The 15534-nt window shown below is 71.7% G+C and carries 16 protein-coding genes and 1 tRNA gene; 11 read left to right on the top strand and 6 right to left on the bottom strand.

Annotation, left to right across the window (positions count from 1 at the left end; translation table 11 throughout):
• Positions 1-11: 11 nt before the first annotated feature.
• Entirely contained in the window at positions 12-392 is a 381-nt protein-coding gene (locus ABZX11_RS05295) for a hypothetical protein (RefSeq protein WP_176174261.1), read from the top strand.
• A 472-nt stretch (positions 393-864) separates the two neighbouring features.
• Here the strand turns inward: ABZX11_RS05295 and ABZX11_RS05290 are convergent, their stop codons facing one another.
• Positions 865-2004, bottom strand: a complete 1140-nt coding sequence (locus ABZX11_RS05290; protein WP_354910459.1) for an MFS transporter — start codon at positions 2002-2004, stop codon at positions 865-867.
• Positions 2005-2187: 183 nt separating this feature from the next.
• Here ABZX11_RS05290 and ABZX11_RS05285 point away from each other — a divergent pair, with 183 nt between their 5' ends.
• The 3 genes from ABZX11_RS05285 (at position 2188) to ABZX11_RS05275 (ending at position 5213) form a co-directional block, all read left to right on the top strand.
• On the top strand, positions 2188-3714 hold the full coding sequence (locus ABZX11_RS05285) for a DHA2 family efflux MFS transporter permease subunit (protein WP_354910096.1): 1527 nt from the start codon (positions 2188-2190) through the stop codon (positions 3712-3714).
• Entirely contained in the window at positions 3695-4294 is a 600-nt protein-coding gene (locus ABZX11_RS05280) for a TetR family transcriptional regulator (RefSeq protein ID WP_354910094.1), read from the top strand. Before ABZX11_RS05285 ends, ABZX11_RS05280 begins: the two co-directional genes overlap by 20 nt.
• Before the next feature lie 388 nt (positions 4295-4682).
• Positions 4683-5213 (top strand): hypothetical protein, encoded by a 531-nt coding sequence (locus tag ABZX11_RS05275; protein WP_354910091.1) that lies wholly within the window; start codon positions 4683-4685, stop codon positions 5211-5213.
• Positions 5214-5292: 79 nt separating this feature from the next.
• Here ABZX11_RS05275 and ABZX11_RS05270 read toward each other — a convergent pair whose 3' ends face one another.
• Positions 5293-6345 (bottom strand): alpha/beta hydrolase, encoded by a 1053-nt coding sequence (locus ABZX11_RS05270; protein ID WP_176174265.1) that lies wholly within the window; start codon positions 6343-6345, stop codon positions 5293-5295.
• Between the two features lie 127 nt (positions 6346-6472).
• Between ABZX11_RS05270 and ABZX11_RS05265 the strand changes: the two genes are divergently transcribed.
• From ABZX11_RS05265 to ABZX11_RS05250, 4 genes are all read left to right on the top strand, one after another.
• Positions 6473-7045, top strand: coding sequence for an NAD(P)H-dependent oxidoreductase (locus ABZX11_RS05265; protein WP_176174266.1), 573 nt, complete (start codon positions 6473-6475; stop codon positions 7043-7045).
• Between the two features lie 134 nt (positions 7046-7179).
• Positions 7180-7602 (top strand): organic hydroperoxide resistance protein, encoded by a 423-nt coding sequence (locus tag ABZX11_RS05260; protein ID WP_176174267.1) that lies wholly within the window; start codon positions 7180-7182, stop codon positions 7600-7602.
• 46 nt (positions 7603-7648) lie between these two features.
• Positions 7649-8125 (top strand): DNA starvation/stationary phase protection protein, encoded by a 477-nt coding sequence (locus ABZX11_RS05255; RefSeq protein ID WP_176174268.1) that lies wholly within the window; start codon positions 7649-7651, stop codon positions 8123-8125.
• A gap of 72 nt (positions 8126-8197) precedes the next feature.
• Positions 8198-9586: a glutamate decarboxylase gene (locus ABZX11_RS05250; protein ID WP_354910083.1), complete on the top strand. Its 1389-nt coding sequence runs from the start codon at positions 8198-8200 to the stop codon at positions 9584-9586.
• Here ABZX11_RS05250 and ABZX11_RS05245 read toward each other — a convergent pair.
• A complete protein-coding gene (locus ABZX11_RS05245; protein WP_354910080.1) occupies positions 9583-10644 on the bottom strand; it encodes an NADH:flavin oxidoreductase/NADH oxidase in 1062 nt (353 codons plus the stop codon). The genes ABZX11_RS05250 and ABZX11_RS05245 overlap by 4 nt on opposite strands.
• A 74-nt stretch (positions 10645-10718) precedes the next feature.
• Between ABZX11_RS05245 and ABZX11_RS05240 the strand changes: the two genes are divergently transcribed.
• Together ABZX11_RS05240 and ABZX11_RS05235 are read left to right on the top strand one after the other, a co-directional pair.
• Entirely contained in the window at positions 10719-11345 is a 627-nt protein-coding gene (locus ABZX11_RS05240) for a TIGR03085 family metal-binding protein (RefSeq protein ID WP_176174272.1), read from the top strand.
• Positions 11346-11354: 9 nt separating this feature from the next.
• Positions 11355-11540 carry a tautomerase family protein gene (locus tag ABZX11_RS05235; protein WP_176174273.1) on the top strand — a complete coding sequence of 62 codons (186 nt, stop codon included), beginning with the start codon at positions 11355-11357 and terminating at the stop codon, positions 11538-11540.
• Positions 11541-11589: 49 nt separating this feature from the next.
• Here the strand turns inward: ABZX11_RS05235 and ABZX11_RS05230 are convergent, their stop codons facing one another.
• Positions 11590-13440, bottom strand: coding sequence for a prolyl oligopeptidase family serine peptidase (locus ABZX11_RS05230; protein WP_354910076.1), 1851 nt, complete (start codon positions 13438-13440; stop codon positions 11590-11592).
• A gap of 39 nt (positions 13441-13479) precedes the next feature.
• Here ABZX11_RS05230 and ABZX11_RS05225 point away from each other — a divergent pair, with 39 nt between their 5' ends.
• A complete protein-coding gene (locus ABZX11_RS05225; RefSeq protein WP_354910074.1) occupies positions 13480-14250 on the top strand; it encodes a methyltransferase domain-containing protein in 771 nt (256 codons plus the stop codon).
• Positions 14251-14376: 126 nt separating this feature from the next.
• Here ABZX11_RS05225 and ABZX11_RS05220 read toward each other — a convergent pair.
• Positions 14377-14450: transfer RNA gene (locus ABZX11_RS05220), tRNA-Pro, on the bottom strand.
• A 29-nt stretch (positions 14451-14479) separates the two neighbouring features.
• Positions 14480-15460: a metallophosphoesterase gene (locus ABZX11_RS05215; protein ID WP_354910072.1), complete on the bottom strand. Its 981-nt coding sequence runs from the start codon at positions 15458-15460 to the stop codon at positions 14480-14482.
• Positions 15461-15534 lie beyond the last annotated feature (74 nt).

Genomic DNA, 15534 nt, shown 5'->3' with positions numbered 1-15534 from the left:
ACCTTGGCGCCATGACGAGGGGTGGAACTCTGGCCGCGTTGCTGGCCGCGGCGGGCTTGCTGCTGAGCGGGTGCGCCGAGGTCGGCAACGCGGTCGACCAGGGGTCGAAGACCGTCGACAAGGTGGGTGTCTGCACCGAGGCCCTCGGGCTCGCGGACCTGAACCCGCTGGTCGACCCGGCGAAGTTCAAGGCCCGCGCCGAGGACAAGGAGCGGCGGCTGCGCGAGCTCGCGGGTGACGTCCAGGACCAGAACGTCAAGAACGCGCTGCTCGGCATGGCCGACTCGTACGTCCAGGTGCAGAAGGAACGCTTCGAGGACGCCGGCGTGGTGGCGCGGTGGGTGCAGCGCAACGTCAAGAAGCTCGACGCCCTCCGCGCCGCCTGCAGCTGACGACTCGGCGCTTGGGGTGGGCCCCGGCTAGACGAGTAGTGCGTAACTCGGTCAGTGGTCGTAGTCGGTCAGTGATCGGGTGATGCCCTCAATCAAGGAGCAGGGTGGTCATCCCGTCGCCTGAGGCCGTCAAATCACTTTGAGCCGGGCCCGCAACCCCAGGGCGAAGGCGGGTGAAGACGCAAGCTTGCGGGCCCGGCTCAAAGTGATAGGCCTCGTTCAGGCGACGGGATGACCACCCAGCGGGTTACCCGCGAAGGTGAGAGGGAAGCGCTCCCCGTGGTCATCCCGGAGCCTGCCCGTCCGGCGAGGACATTTTTTCTGCCGATCTGGAAGCGTCTGCCGCGGCAGAGCTCTGCCGCGAAGGGGGTCCGACGTCGGGGTCTTCTTGCGCTGCCGGCCGCCGGTCCGCGTCGACGAAGCACCCGCGAGAGGTGCGGATGTTCACCACCCGCCCTTACGCATTACTCGTCTAGCGGCAGCTTTCGGCCAGCTCCGGCTCCGGGGTGGGAGCCGGGGTGCGGCGGCGCAGCAGGCCGGCCGCGGCGATCACCAGGCCGCCGAGGCCGGCCGCCACGAAACCCCACTCCGGGTTCGAGTGGTCGATCGCGAAGCCGACCACCGGGCTGCCCACCGCCAGGCCGAGCCGGGTGAACGCGTCCTGCAGGCCCATCGCCTCGCCGCGGACCTGCGCCGGGGCGAGGTGGGTGACCGTCTCGGTCGTGGCCGCCAGTGTCGGCGCGCACAGCAGGTTGGTCGGGATCAGCGCCAGCGTCAGCAGCCACCACGGGTGGTCCGCCAGGCCGACGGGCATCACCAGCAGCGCGAGCAGCAGCATCAGCACGCCCTGCGGCAGCGACCGCTTCACGACGCCGTGCACGATGCCGCCGGTGATGGACGCCGTGCACATCACCGCGATGACCAGCCCGGTCACGCCGAGCTCACCGTTCGCGCGCAGCGCGGCCAGGGTCGCCAGCTCGGTGCCGACGAGCACGAACAGCGCGCCACCGGCGATCAGCAGGGTCCCCACCAGCCGTCCGGTGAGCCAGCTCCGCAGCGGCGGCCGGGGCCCGAGCTCCTCGGCCTTGCCCGCGCCTTCGCGGATCGGCGGGTCGACCAGCCAGATCAGGAACGCCGTGCTGCCGAAGAGCACGCCGAGCGCGGGCAGCGTCCACGTCGGCGGGAACGTCGTGATGGCCGCGATGCCGATGGCCGGGCCGATCATGAACGTCGCTTCGATCGAGATGGTGTCGAGCGAGTAGGCCGCGCGGCGCTGCTCGATCGGCACGAGCGTGGCCAGCACCTGCCGGGCCAGTGAGCCGGCCGGCACCGAGAGCATCCCGGCCGCGATCGCGACCACGGCGAGCGCTTCGAACGGCAGGTGTGGTGCGGCGATCCAGAACACCGTGGTGCCGATCCCGCAGACCGCGACGACCGGGCGCAGCCCGTACCGGTCGAAGCAGCGGCCGAGCAGCGGCGCACCGAGCGCCATCCCGAGGGTGACGCAGCCGCCGACCAGGCCGGCGGCGCCGTAGCCCCGGCCGAGCACGGTGACGATGTACAGCGTCATCAGCACGCCGTTCATGGTCATCGGCAGACGTGCCAGGAACATCAGGGCCATCGTCGAGGGAACGCGGGGGACGGAGAGCACCCGGCGGTAGGGCTGCAGAGGCACGTCTTCGATGAGAACCCAAGGTGGTACGCGCGTGCAACTTATTTCCGCCACCGCACCCCTGGTGCCCGGAAATTATGAGAGCTACTGTCACTTGGTAGCTACTATCAATTGGGGGTCGCTATGACTCAGCAGCACCCACGCAGGTGGTGGGCGCTCGGTGCGCTCGCGGTGAGCCTGCTGACCATCGGGCTCGACCTGACCGTGCTCAACGTCGCCGTGCCGACGCTGGCCGTCGACCTCGGCGCCACGACCACGCAGCTGCAGTGGTTCGGCAACGCCTACACGCTGGCGCTGGCCGCGCTGCTGCTGCCGGCTGGCCTGCTCGGCGACCGGTTCGGCCCGAAGAAACTGCTGCTCGGCGCGCTCACGGCGTTCGGGCTGGCCTCGCTGTGGTGCGCCTGCGCCGGTTCGCCGGGCGAGCTGATCGCCGCCCGCGCCGGGCTCGGCGTCGCCGCCGCGTTCCTCATCCCGCTCTCGCTCTCCCTGCTGAACATCCTGTTCCCGCCGGAGGAGCGGGCGAAGGCGCTCACGACCTGGGTGCTGGCGATGTTCGCCGGCATCCCGCTCGGGCCGCTGCTCGGCGGCTGGCTGCTCGACCACTTCGCGTGGGGCTCGGTCTTCCTGATCAACGTCCCGCTGACCGCGGTCGGTGTCGTCGCGGTGCTGTTCCTGGTGCCGCTGACCCCGGGTGCGGGCGGGAGCCGGATCGACTTCGCGGGCATCGCGCTCTCGACGGCCGGGCTGCTCGCGCTCACCTACGGGTTCGTCCACGCCGGCGAGCACGGCTGGGGCGATCCCCTGACCTACGGCCTGATCGCGACGGGCACCGCGCTCGTGGCGGTGTTCTGCTGGGCGCAGACCAGGGTGCCCGAACCGCTGACCGACCTCGCGCTGTTCCGCGAGCCGCGGTTCGTCTGGGGTGCGGTGCTGGCCACCTTGGCGTCCTTCGCGCTGATGGGACTGCTGTTCGTGCTGCCGCAGCTGTTCCAGGCGGTGCAGGGCGCCGACGCGCTGCAGACCGGTGTGCGGCTGCTGCCGCTGATCGGCGGGATGCTGGTGGCGGCGAAGGGCGCCGAGCGGCTGGTCGCCGTGCTGGGCGTGCGAGTCGTCGTCGCGGGCGGGTTCGTGCTGCTCGCGGCCGGGCTGGCCTGGGGTTCGACGACGTCGCCGTCGGGCGGGTACGGCGCCACCGTCGGCTGGGAGCTCGTGATCGGCCTCGGCACCGGCTCGACGCTGCCGCCGCTGATGACGATGGCGATGGGCGCGCTCACCGAAGGCCGGTCGGGGGCCGGGTCGGCGCTGATCCAGGCGTTGCGGCAGGTCGGCGGCACCGTCGGCGTCGCGGTGCTGGGCACCGTGCTCAACGGCGGCTACCGCGACGGCGTCGACGTCACGGGCCTGCCCGCGCCGGTCGCCGACGCCGTGCGCGGCAGCGCGTCCGGTGCGGTCGCCGTCGCGGAGGAGCTCCGGCTGCCTTCGCTGGCCGCGTCCGCGCGGGCCGCGTTCACCGACGGGATGGCCGCGACGCTGTGGGTGTGCGCCGGCCTGGCCGTCGCCGGGGCGCTGCTCGCGGCGGTGTTCCTGCCCGCACGGGCGGCCGCGGGAGCGCAGCCGCGAGAATCGGAGCATGACGTCGTCGCCGGTTGAACCCACGGGACTGCGAGAGCGCAAGAAGGCCAGGACGCGTGCCGCGATCCAGCGGCACGCGTTGCGGCTGTTCCACGAGCAGGGGTACAGCGCCACGACCGTGGACCAGATCGCGGCCGCGGCCGAGATCTCGCCCAGCACCTTCTTCCGGTACTTCCCGACGAAGGAAGCGACCGTGCTCTACGACCCGTTCGACCCGGTGCTCATCGAGGCCGCCGCCGCGCAGGACCCCGGGCTGAGCCCGATCGGCGCGCTGCGGGCGACGATGGGCTTCATCCGCGAGCAGCTGCCCGAAGGCGAGTGGGAGCGGGAGCGCCAGCGGCAGGCGCTGGTGTTCCGCGAGCCGGAGCTGCGCAGCGCGGTGATGGACAAGTTCGCCGAGGGCATCGACCTGCTGGCCGGGCTGGCCGCGCGGCGCACCGGGCGGGCCGCGGACGACTTCGCGGTCCGCAACTGGGCGGGCGCGGTGGTCGGCGTGGTGCTGGCCGCGTTGCTCGGCGCCGCAGCGGACGCGGAGGCCGACACGCTCGAGGTCATCGATCAGGCCGTCGCCCACCTGGACGCGGGACTGCCACTCTGAATTCCGGAATTGATTTCGCATTCCCGCGTCCACCTCGGGGGGAAACCGTGTGGGTGGCGGTGAGAGCGTGGGGGACGCCCCATCTGGAGCAGTCGGGACACGCTGTCCGCCGGAGTGATGAAGCTAAATGATCACTGTTTACACTCGTGTGGGTTACCCGGACGTTCCATAGTGGACAGATGCTACCAGCAGTGATCCTCGGAATCGGTCAGGATGATCTTCAGGGGGATGAGCAAGGTTTCGCGGTTAATCCAATGCGGGCCAGTTCGGGACATTCAAATCCGGCACGTAAGGGTGTTAAACCTCCCGAACCGGTGATCGGGTGGCCCATCTCCGACACGGGGGGTATCGATTTAACCCGTCAGGTCTCGAGGCCAGGAGGTAGGGAATGAAAGCCAAGTTCGGGCGAGTCATCGCCCTGGTGGCTGCCGGCAGTCTGCTGGTGGCGGCGACGGCGGGGATCGCGTCGGCGAGCCCGGGAGGGGGCAAGGGTTCCTCCAGCACCCAGGCCCTCGCCGCGCAGGTGCTCCAGATGCGTGACGACCTCACCAAGGTGGCCTACGCGGGCGACGTCGGTGCCACGCGGACCGACCTGGGTCGGCTGAGCCCGGTGCTCGCGGACATCGCGGCCGGCAAGCGCTACACGGTCCAGACCGAGACCGGCCAGCTGGCCGGCCTGGCCAAGGGCCGCGCCGACGAGTCCACCCGGCTGCTGGCCGACCCGACGGCGAAGGCGCGCCAGCTGCCGCCGTTGCCGCTGCCGATCCCGTCGCTGCCGGACCTGCCGGGACCGCTGAAGATCGTCAGCGACCTGGTCAAGGCCCTGCTGGCCGCCGTCACCGGGATCCTGGGCGGGTTGCTCGGCGGCCTGCCGGTGCCGCCGCTGCCGGTGCCGCCGTTGCCCGTACCGGGTTCGTAACCACCGCAGGAAAACCGGGGGCCCGGAGCCCGGCGCGGACATTCCTCCGCGCCGGGCTCCGGCGGCGCCCCGGGCTCCTTCAGTTCACTTTGGACAGACCCTGCCGCAGCGCGCCCGCCGTCTCCGCGAGCGCCTCCCGGAACCGCGTCCCCACCCCGGTGAAGTTGATGAACCCGTGGATCAGGTCCTCGTGCCGCCGCAGCGCCACGTCGACCCCCGCCTCGCGCAGCTTCTCCGCGTACGCCTCGCCCTCGTCGCGCAACGGGTCGAACCCCGCCGTCACCACCAACGCCGGCGGCAGGCCGCTCAGGTCCTCCGCGTGCAACGGCGACAGCCGCGGGTCGGTCAGGTCCGTGCCCTCGGGCACGTAGTGCCCCTCGAACCACTTCATGTGCACGTCGGTCAGGAACAGGTTCTCGGCGAACAGGTCCTGCGAGCGGTAGCGCCGCGCGAAGTCCGTCGCCGGGTAGATCAGCAGCTGGAAGGCCGGTGCCGGGCCACCCCGGCGGACCGCCTGCTGGGCCGTCACCGCCGCCAGGTTGCCGCCCGCGCTGTCACCGCCCACCGCGATGCGGGCCGGGTCCGCGCCGAGGTCGCTCGCCTTCGCCACGGCGTACTCGAACGCCGCCAGCGCGTCCTCCGTCGCCGCCGGGAACGGGAACTCCGGGGCCAGCCGGTACTCGATCGACAGCACCCGTACCCCGGCGTGCTTGGCCAGGAAGCGGACGGCGTTGTCGTGGCTCGCCCGCGTCCCGATCACCCAGCCGCCGCCGTGGAAGAACACCAGCAGCGGGGACTTCTCCGGCAGCCCGACCGGCGTGTACAACGTCGCCGGAACGTCGCCGTCCGGGGTCGGCACGGCGATCTCCCGCACCGAGACCGGCTCGATCGGCCGGCCGCTGACCAGGTGCCGGCCCGCGTCGAGCAGGGCCCGCGACCGCTCGACCGAGCCCTGCACGAGCTCGGCTCGAGCGATCCTCTGCAGCCGGAGGAGAAGCTGGGCGTCGAGCGCGAGGTCCTGGCCGTCGAGGTGGACGGCCCGGCCGGCGACCGCCCGCCGCACCGGGGTGGGCAGCCAGAACGCGAGCTGGGACGCGGCCGCCTGGGCGCGGACCGGGAGCGGGATCGCCATGGTTCCTCCATCAGCGTCGGGGCTGACGGTGACGTTACTAATCAGTAGGTAACAGGTCCAGCTGTGACCGGCGCCTCGGTCCCAGAGTCTGGTCCTCCAGTTAACTAGAGGGGTTAGCCTGGAAGACGTGACTTCAGCCAGGACGGTCAACGTGCTCGGGATCGGCGGCTCTCTGCGCGACGGCTCCCAGTCCGAACGCGCGCTGCGGATCGCGCTCGACGGCGCCGCGGAGGCGGGCGTCCGGACCCGGCTGATCAACGGCCCGGAGCTGGTGCTCCCGTTCTACGACGCCGGCGTCCCGGAGCGCAACGAGCGCGCCACCCGGCTGGTCGAGGCGATCCGGGAGGCGGACGGGCTCATCGTCGTTTCGCCCGGTTACCACGGCGCGCTGTCCGGCCTGGTCAAGAACGCCCTGGACTACGTCGAGGACCTGCGGGACGACAGCCGTCCCTACCTCGACGGCCGCGCGGTCGGCCTCGCCGCCGTCGCGTACGGCTGGCAGGCCGCGGTGACGACGCTCGAACAGCTCCGCACGATCACGCACGCGCTGCGCGGCTGGGCCACCCCGCTGGGCGGCTCGATCAACTCGGCCGAGACCAAGTTCGACGAGGGCGGCAGCGCTTCGGACGAGAAGAGCGTCCGCACCCTTCGCCTGATCGGGCGGCAGGTCGCCGAGTTCGCGGTGACGCGCAACGCATGACGTTTCGCCTGGTGGCCGCCGGGTAATAAAACGACGTGATGCCTGCCATGTGGGGGCACCGTTCCGCAGGTGCGGGATGTTGTGCCCAGTGAGACGCTCGTTGGGGAGCGTCCGCGACAGAAGGCAGGCTGAGCATGGGTCAGGCGATCTACACCGCGGTGGCAACGGCGCGCGGCGACGGCCGCAACGGCGAAGTGACGTCGTCGGACGGCGTCATCGACGAGTCGCTGGCCATCCCGAAGGAGATGGGCGGCCCTGGTGGGGACAAGACCAACCCCGAGCAGCTCTTCGCCGCCGGTTACTCCGCCTGCTTCCACAGCGCCCTGCAGCTGGTCGCGCGCCAGGCCAAGGTCCAGCTGTCCGGCTCGACCGTGACCGCCGAGGTCAGCGTGCTCAAGCAGGAGGTCGGGTTCGGCCTCGGCGTCGCGCTGAACGTCTCCCTCCCGGGGCTCGAGCAGGCGCAGGCCGACCAGCTGGTCGAGCAGGCCCACCAGGTGTGCCCGTACTCCAACGCGACCCGCGGCAACATCGAGGTCGCGCTCTCCGCCACCGTCTGACCCGGCACCCCGGTCCGAACCAGTACGAGGAAAGGATCACCCGCAGATGAGCAAGTCTCCGATCAAGAGCCCGCTTTCCGAGGCCGACAAGGAGATCACCGGCAACGCCCTGCAGGCGACGCTGGTCGACCTGGTCGACCTGTCCCTCATCGCCAAGCAGGCGCACTGGAACGTCGTCGGGTCGAACTTCCGCAGCGCGCACCTGCAGCTCGACGAACTGGTGAACACCGCGCGCCAGTACGTCGACGAGGTCGCCGAACGCGCCAACGCCATCGGCATCTCGCCGAACGGCAAGGCCAAGACCGTCGTCGAGAGCTCCGGCGTGCCCGAGTACCCGGACAACTGGCAGTCGGTCGAGTCCACGGTCGCCGCGATCGTCGACATCCTGGCCGCGCTCATCGAGCGGCTGCGCCAGCGCATCGACGAGACCGACAAGAGCGACCTCGTGACGCAGGACCTGCTGATCGAGATCACCCGGGCGCTGGAAGAGGCGCACTGGATGTGGCAGGCCCAGCAGGCCTGATTTTCCCGCCAAAGGGGTCGTTCCGGACGGAGCGGCCCCTTTCGCGTTGCCAGGGTTAGTACGTTCGGTGGCATGGTCTTGCATCAGGGGAACGCCGACAGCCCGGACCGCGCGGCCGGGACGAACCCGTTCTACGCCGGGACGAACCCGGCGCTCGCGGCGTCGTTCGTCATGCCGCACGACAAGCTGCGCGACGACCCGGTGCCGCCGGACACCGCGCTGCAGCTGGTGCGCGACGAGCTGATGCTCGACGGCAACGCCCGGCTCAACCTGGCCACGTTCGTCACGACGTGGATGGAGCCGCAGGCGCGCGAGCTGATGGCCGAGTGCGTCGACAAGAACATGATCGACAAGGACGAGTACCCGCAGACGGCCGAGCTGGAGCGCCGCTGCGTCAACATCCTCGCCGACCTGTGGCACGCACCGGACCCCACGGACGTCATGGGCTGCTCGACGACCGGGTCGTCGGAGGCCTGCATGCTCGCCGGGATGGCGCTGAAGCGGCGCTGGTCGAAGCTCGGCCGCACCGGGAAGCCGAACCTGGTGATGGGCGCGAACGTCCAGGTGTGCTGGGAGAAGTTCTGCGAGTACTGGGAGGTCGAGCCCCGGCTGGTCCCGATGGACGGCGACCGCTTCCACCTCACGGCCGAAGAGGCGGTGGCCCGCTGCGACGAGAACACGATCGGCGTGGTGGCGATCCTCGGCTCGACGTTCGACGGCAGCTACGAGCCGGTCGCGGAGATCGCGGCGGCTCTGGACACGCTGCAGTCCCGTTCCGGGTGGGACATCCCGGTGCACGTCGACGGCGCGTCGGGCGCGATGATCGCCCCGTTCCTCGACCCGGACCTGGAGTGGGACTTCCGCCTGCCGCGGGTGGCGTCGATCAACACGTCGGGCCACAAGTACGGGCTGGTGTACCCGGGCGTCGGCTGGGTGCTGTGGCGCGACAAGGCCGCGCTGCCGTCCGAGCTGGTGTTCAACGTGAACTACCTCGGCGGCGACATGCCGACGTTCGCGTTGAACTTCTCCCGCCCCGGCGCGGAGGTCGCGGCCCAGTACTACACGTTCGTCCGGCTCGGCCGCGAAGGTTTCCGCGCGGTGCAGCAGGCTTCCCGGGACGTCGCGATGCACCTGTCTTCCGGCATCGAGGCCCTCGGGCCGTTCTCCTTGCTGACGCGGGGCGACCAGCTACCGGTGTTCGCGGTCACGACCCACCCGGACGCGGGTTTCGACGTCTTCGACGTGTCCCGCCGGCTGCGCGAGCGCGGCTGGCTGGTGCCGGCGTACACGTTCCCGGAGAACCGGACGGACCTGGCGGTGCTGCGCGTCGTGGTCCGCAACGGCTTCACGCACGACCTGGCGGACCTGCTGCTGGCGGACCTGGGGCGGGTGCTGCCGGAGCTGGCGGAGGAAGGCGGCCGCCCGAAGGATCCGGCGAAGGCGACCGCGTTCCACCACTAGTGCCAGGACTTGGCGCGGGCGTACTGGTCGGGCCACCGCACGTCCGCGCCGAGCGCGTTCGCCGCGCGCAGCGGCCAGTGCGGGTCGCGCAGCAGTGCTCGGGCGAGGAACACCGCGTCGGCCTGCTCGCCCGCGATGATGTCCTCCGCCTGCTGCGGGTCGGTGATCATGCCGACCGCGCCGGTCGGGAGGCCGGCCTCGGTGCGGATGCGCTCGGCGAACGGCACCTGGTAGCCCGGGCCGACCGGGATGTCCGGGTGCGGGGTGTTGCCGCCCGAGGAGGCGTCGATCAGGTCGATCCCGCGCTCGGCCAGCAGCTTCGCCAGCCGGACCGAGTCGTCGGCCGTCCAGCCGCCCTCGGTCCAGTCCGTGGCCGAGAGGCGGGCGAACAGCGGGACGTCCGTGGTGGCGCGCACCGCGTCGGCGATCTCCAAGGCGAGCCGGGTGCGGCCGTCGAAGTCGCCGCCGTAGCGGTCGGTGCGGGTGTTCGACAGCGGCGACAGGAACTGGTGGACCAGGTAGCCGTGCGCGAAGTGCAGCTCGAGGACGTCGAAACCGGCGTCGACGGCCCGGCGGGCCGCCCGCGCGAAGGCCTCCGGCAGCGCGGCGACCTCGTCGGTGCTGAGCGGCCGCGCGGGAGCGTAGCTGCCGAAGGGCTGGGCGTCCGCTCCGACGCTCGGCCAGCCGCCCTCTTCGGGCGGGACGCTGCCGGCGCCTTCCCACGGCCGCCGCGTCGAGGCCTTGCGGCCGGCGTGGGCGAGCTGCATGCCGATGGCGGTGTCCTGGCCGTGGACGAAGGTGACGATCCGGCGCCACGCCTCGGCCTGCTCGTCGGACCAGATCCCGGTGTCCTGCGGGCTGATCCGGCCTTCGGGGGTCACCGCGGTCGCCTCGGTGAACACCAGGCCCGCGCCGCCGGCGGCGAACTGGCCGAGGTGGACGAGGTGCCAGTCGCCGGGCAGGCCGTCGGTGGCGGAGTACTGGCACATCGGCGAGACCCAGGCGCGGTTCGGCAGGGTCAGGCCGCGGACGGTGATCGGGCTGAAGAGTCGGCTCACGTCAGGAGCAACGACACGTGCCCGGCGTCTCTTCCCGTCGCCAAGGCCGTCTACCGGCGGGTAACCTCGCTCACATGGGTGTCGCTGCTGACGAACGCCGGGCGCTGAGCGCGCTCTTCGATGAACTCGGGCCCGACGCGCCGACGTTGTGCGAAGGCTGGACCACGCGCGATCTCGCCGCGCACCTCGTCGTGCGGGAGCACCGGGCGGACGCCGCTCCGGGCATCGTCGTCCCCGCGCTGGCCGGGTACACGCAGAAAGTCCAGGACCGCTACGCCGCCAAGCCGTGGACGGCCCTGGTCGAGCAGGTGCGGCGGGGGCCGTCGAAGTTCTGGCCCACCGCGATCGGCCCGCTCGACGAACTCACGAACACCGCCGAGTTCCTCGTCCACCACGAGGACGTCCGGCGCGCGCAGGACGGCTGGGAGCCGCGGCCCGCGGACCCGGTCCGGGACGCCGCCGCCTGGAAGTCGGCGAAGCAGGCCGCCAAGCTGAACCTCCGGAAGTCACCCGTCGGCGTGACGCTGCGCACCAAGGACGGCCGCGAAGCCGCCGTCAAGACCGGGCCCGATCCGGTGACCGTCGTCGGCGAACCGGTCGACCTGCTGCTGTTCGTCTTCGGCCGGGACGCCGTCCACCTCGGCTTCGAAGGTGACGCGGCCGCCGTCACCAAGCTTCAGACGGTGAACCGGGGGCTCTAGGCTGCGTCCATGCCGATGATCAGCGTTGCCATGTTCCCCGGCCGGACCCCGGCCCAGAAGAGCGCCCTGGTCCGGGAGCTGACCGACGCGTTCATCCGCACCTGCGGCGGCAAGCCCGAGGGCGTCCAGGTGACGCTCGTCGAGATCGGCGCCGACCACTGGGCGACCGGCGGCGTCCTGCACTCCGAACGCTGAGCCGCACTTCCACGGGGAAGCCGCTTCCCCGTGGAAGTGCGTGCCCGGGTCAGCGCAGGCCGAGGGCCCGCAGCGCGAAGTGGACCTCGATCGCCGTTTGCTTGATCGTCTCGGCGATCACCAGCGAACCGTGGCCCGCGTCGTAGCGGTAGAACTCGTGGTGCAGGTCGCGGCCGCCGAGCCGGTCGAGGTAGTTCTCGATCTGGCGGATCGGGCAGCGCGGGTCGTTGTCGCCGGCCAGCACGAGCACCGGCGCCGTCACGGCGTCGACGTAGGTGATCGGCGAGCACTCGCGGTACACCGCCGGCACGTCCTCCGGCGAGCCGCCGAAGATCCCGCGGTCGAACGAGCGCAGCTGCTCCATCTCGTCCTCGTACGCGGCGACGTAGTCCGCCACCGGCACCCCGGCGACACCCGCCGCCCACCGCGTCGGCTGGGTGCCGAGCGCGAGCAGGGACAGGTAGCCGCCCCACGACGCGCCGTTCACGACGCACTTCGCCGGGTCGCTCAGTCCGGTTTGGACGGCCCAGTCGTGCACCGCGGCGACGTCTTCGAGCTCGGTCAGGCCGGGACGGCCCTCGATGGCGTCGCGCCAGGCCGAGCCGTAGCCGGTCGAGCCGCGGTAGTTGACCTCGACCACGGCGAACCCGGCGTCGAGCCAGGTCGCGCGGTAGGCGGAGAAGCGGTCCTCGTCCGCCGCGTGCGGGCCTCCGTGCAGCGAGAACACCGTCGGCAGCGGGCCATCCGGTGCCCCGGAAGGCCGCGAGACCAGCGCGTGGATCCGGCCGCCGACGCCTTCGACGAACGCGTCGGTCACCGGCTCGGAACCCGGCGCCCGCTCGCCCGGCGGCTCGAGCAGGATCGAGTCCGTGCCGTCCGTGGTCCGCGCGCGCACCGCGGCCGGCTCGGCGGCACTGGACCACGAGTACTCGACCGTGCCGTCGGGGCGGACGCCCGCCTCGCCGATCCGGCCGGCCGGTGTGTCCAGAGTGGACAGCTCGGTCGTGTCGAGGTCGTAGCGGTACAAGGAATTGCGGCCCTCGTGGAACTGGACGACCAGCAGGGCGCGCGCGTCCGGGTACCAGCCCGCGACGACCTCGCCGGGCAGGTCCAGCTCGATTTCGGTCTCGGTGTCCGCCCGGACGTCCCAGACCAGCAGCTCCTCGCGGCCGCGGCGCTCGTGCACCACCAGCAGCCGCTGGTCACCGGGCAGCGGCGAGAACTCGAGCGCGGACAGGCCCTTGCCTTCGCCGTCCCACTTCTCGGCGACGGCCTCGAACCCGTCGGTCGCGAGCACCCGCAGCGCGGGGTGGCGCGAGTCGCCGTGCTCGGAGTGCGAGATCGCGAGCAGGGTCTCGTCGCGGGACAGGGCGGCGATGCCGGCGTCGTCCGGGTGGCTGTAGAAGCGGCGCGTCTCGCCGCCGATCCGGGCGAACAGCTCGCTGCCGTCGTCGGTCGAGACGCCGACCGCGACGATCTTCGCGCCGATCTCGAGCCCGGCCTGGTAGCCGTCGTGGACGTCCGGGACCGCCTTCTCCGGCTTGCTGCCCTCGGTCGCGGCGAACGGCTCGCGCACCCAGGAGCCGAACTCGTCACCGTCGGTGTCGTCGAACCACCAGATCCACTCGCCGTCCGGGGACGGGCTCGCGTGCAGGGTGCCGTTGGGCCGATCGGTGACGCGGCGGTGCTCGTCCGTCGCGCGGTTCCAGGCGTAGACCTCCCAGACTCCGCTGGCGTTGGAGGCGTAGACGTTGGCTTCCGGGGCGTCGCGGGCCCACTCGGGCGCGAAGATGCGCGGGGCGTGGAAGCGGGCGCGCCAGCGGGCTTCGGCTTCGGCGTCGTCGAACAGCCGGTCCGGGACCACCGCGGGCGGATATTGGTTGGCTGACTGCGTGCTCACCCCTCGATCCTGCCACCTTCTGGCCGTACTGTGTGCGGGGTGCTGGAGGGTTACGCGCCGGGCTACGGTGCAGACGCGGTCTCGATGATGTCCGCGCGCACGGCGGCGGAGCGGGCGACGTTCGCCCAGCCCCTGTTCCGGCCGGGCATGTGGGTGGTCGACCTCGGCTGCGGTCCGGGCTCGATCACGCTGGGCTTGGCCGCGGAGTCCCGGGTGACGGGCGTCGACCGCGACGCGGGCCAGGTGGTCCTCGCCCGCGAGGCGGCCCGCCGCGCCGGGAGGTCCACAGTGGACTTCGTGGTCGGGTCGGCGTACGACCTGCCGTTCGCGTCCGGCAGCGTGGACGTGGCTTTCTCGCACGCGTTGTTCGAGCACCTCTCTTCTCCGGCCGACGCGTTGGCCGAGCTGCGCCGGGTGCTCCGGCCCGGCGGGAAGCTCGCGTTGTCCACATCGGACTGGAGCAAGGCGAGGCTGCGCCCGAAGACGGCGAACGTCGACGCGGCGCTGAGAGGCCACTACCTCCTGCGCCGCCGGGCGGGCGGCAACCCGTTCGCCGGCCGGAACATCGCGGAGGAGTGCGTGCGGGCGGGGTTCACGGAGGTGGCGTCGCGGGCGAAGTACCGCGAGGACATGAGTTACCGGGACCTGGCGAAGTACGTGGAGTCCCGCCTCGACACGGCGATCGCGGACCCGGCCTTCGCCCGCGACCGCGACCAGCTGGCCAGCGCGGCCCGCTCGGCGTGGGTGTGGACCCGCGGTGGTGACGGGGATTTCAGCCAGTGCTGGGTCGAGGTGACGGCAACGCGATAGCCGGGACGCGCGGGGGTCCGGGGGCGAAGCCGCCCGGCGGGGTTTGGGGTTCGACCCCAAAAAACACCGAGAGGGCCAGCATGGTTGGCGTTTTCCGCCAACACACCGGCCCTCTCGGCGCTCTCGTCGGGGTGGCGGGATTCGAACCCACGACCTCCTCGACCCGAACGAGGCACGCTACCAAGCTGCGCCACACCCCGAAGTACTGCTTAACGGGTCGTGGAGAAGTCTAGCGGACGCTGTCGCGGGCTTTGCGGGGGGCTGCCTTTCGCGGCTCGTTCGACCCCGATCCGCGCGGGACCAGCGTCAACAGGCTGGCCTCCGGCGGGCAGGCGAACCGAGCGGGCGCCCACGGCGACGTCCCCAGACCGGCCGACACGTGCAGCCACATGTGCGCCCCCCAGCGCGAGGCACCGCGAGCCCGGCTGCGATCCAGGTCACAGTTGGTGACAATCGCGCCGTACCCCGGCAGCCGGAGCTGGCCGCCGTGGGTGTGGCCGGCCAGGACCAGGTCGTAACCGTCCGTGGCGAACGTGTCCAGGACCCGCGGCTCCGGCGAGTGCGTGACGCCGAGGCGGACGGCCGCGCCGCTGTCGGCCGGGCCCGCGATGTCGGCGTAGCGGTCGCGGCGCAGGTGCGGGTCGTCGACGCCGGCCGCGAACACCCGCTGCCCGCCGACGTCGATCGTGCGGCGGACGTGCGTGAGGTCGGTCCAGCCGTGCTCGACGAACGCCGCGCGCAGGTCGCGCCACGGGAGCTGGGTGCCGTGGATGCGCTTCTTCTTGCCCTGCGGCATCAGGTAGCGGGCCGGGTTCTTCGGCTTGGGCGCGTAGTAGTCGTTGCTGCCGAAGACGAACACGCCGGGCCGGTCGAGCAGCGGGCCCAGCGCGCGCAGCACCGCCGGGACGGCCGTCCGGTGCGACAGGTTGTCGCCGGTGTTGACGACCAGGTCCGGGTTCAGCTCGTCGAGCGCGGCGACCCAGCGCTGCTTGCTGTGGTGCCCGGGCAGCATGTGCAGGTCCGAGACGTGCAGGATGGTGAACGGCCGCGAGCCGGGCGCCAGCACCGGCAGTTCGGCGGTGCGGAGGGTCCAGCGGCGCCGTTCGATCCCGACGGCGTAACCGAGCGTCGCGGCGCCGAGCGCCAGCGTCCCCGCCGCGAGGCGCGCCGCCGCCGCCCCCGACGTGCGTGTGTTACTGAGCGTGCTCACAATCCCCAGGATACGTGCTCAACAGTTGGATGACTTCGCCGCCGTTACGGGGAACCTGCCGCTTAACATCTGCG

It is taken from the genome of Amycolatopsis sp. NPDC004169, from assembly GCF_040610315.1.
GTDB lineage: Bacteria > Actinomycetota > Actinomycetes > Mycobacteriales > Pseudonocardiaceae > Amycolatopsis.
This window is presented reverse-complemented; position numbering and strand designations above follow the sequence as displayed.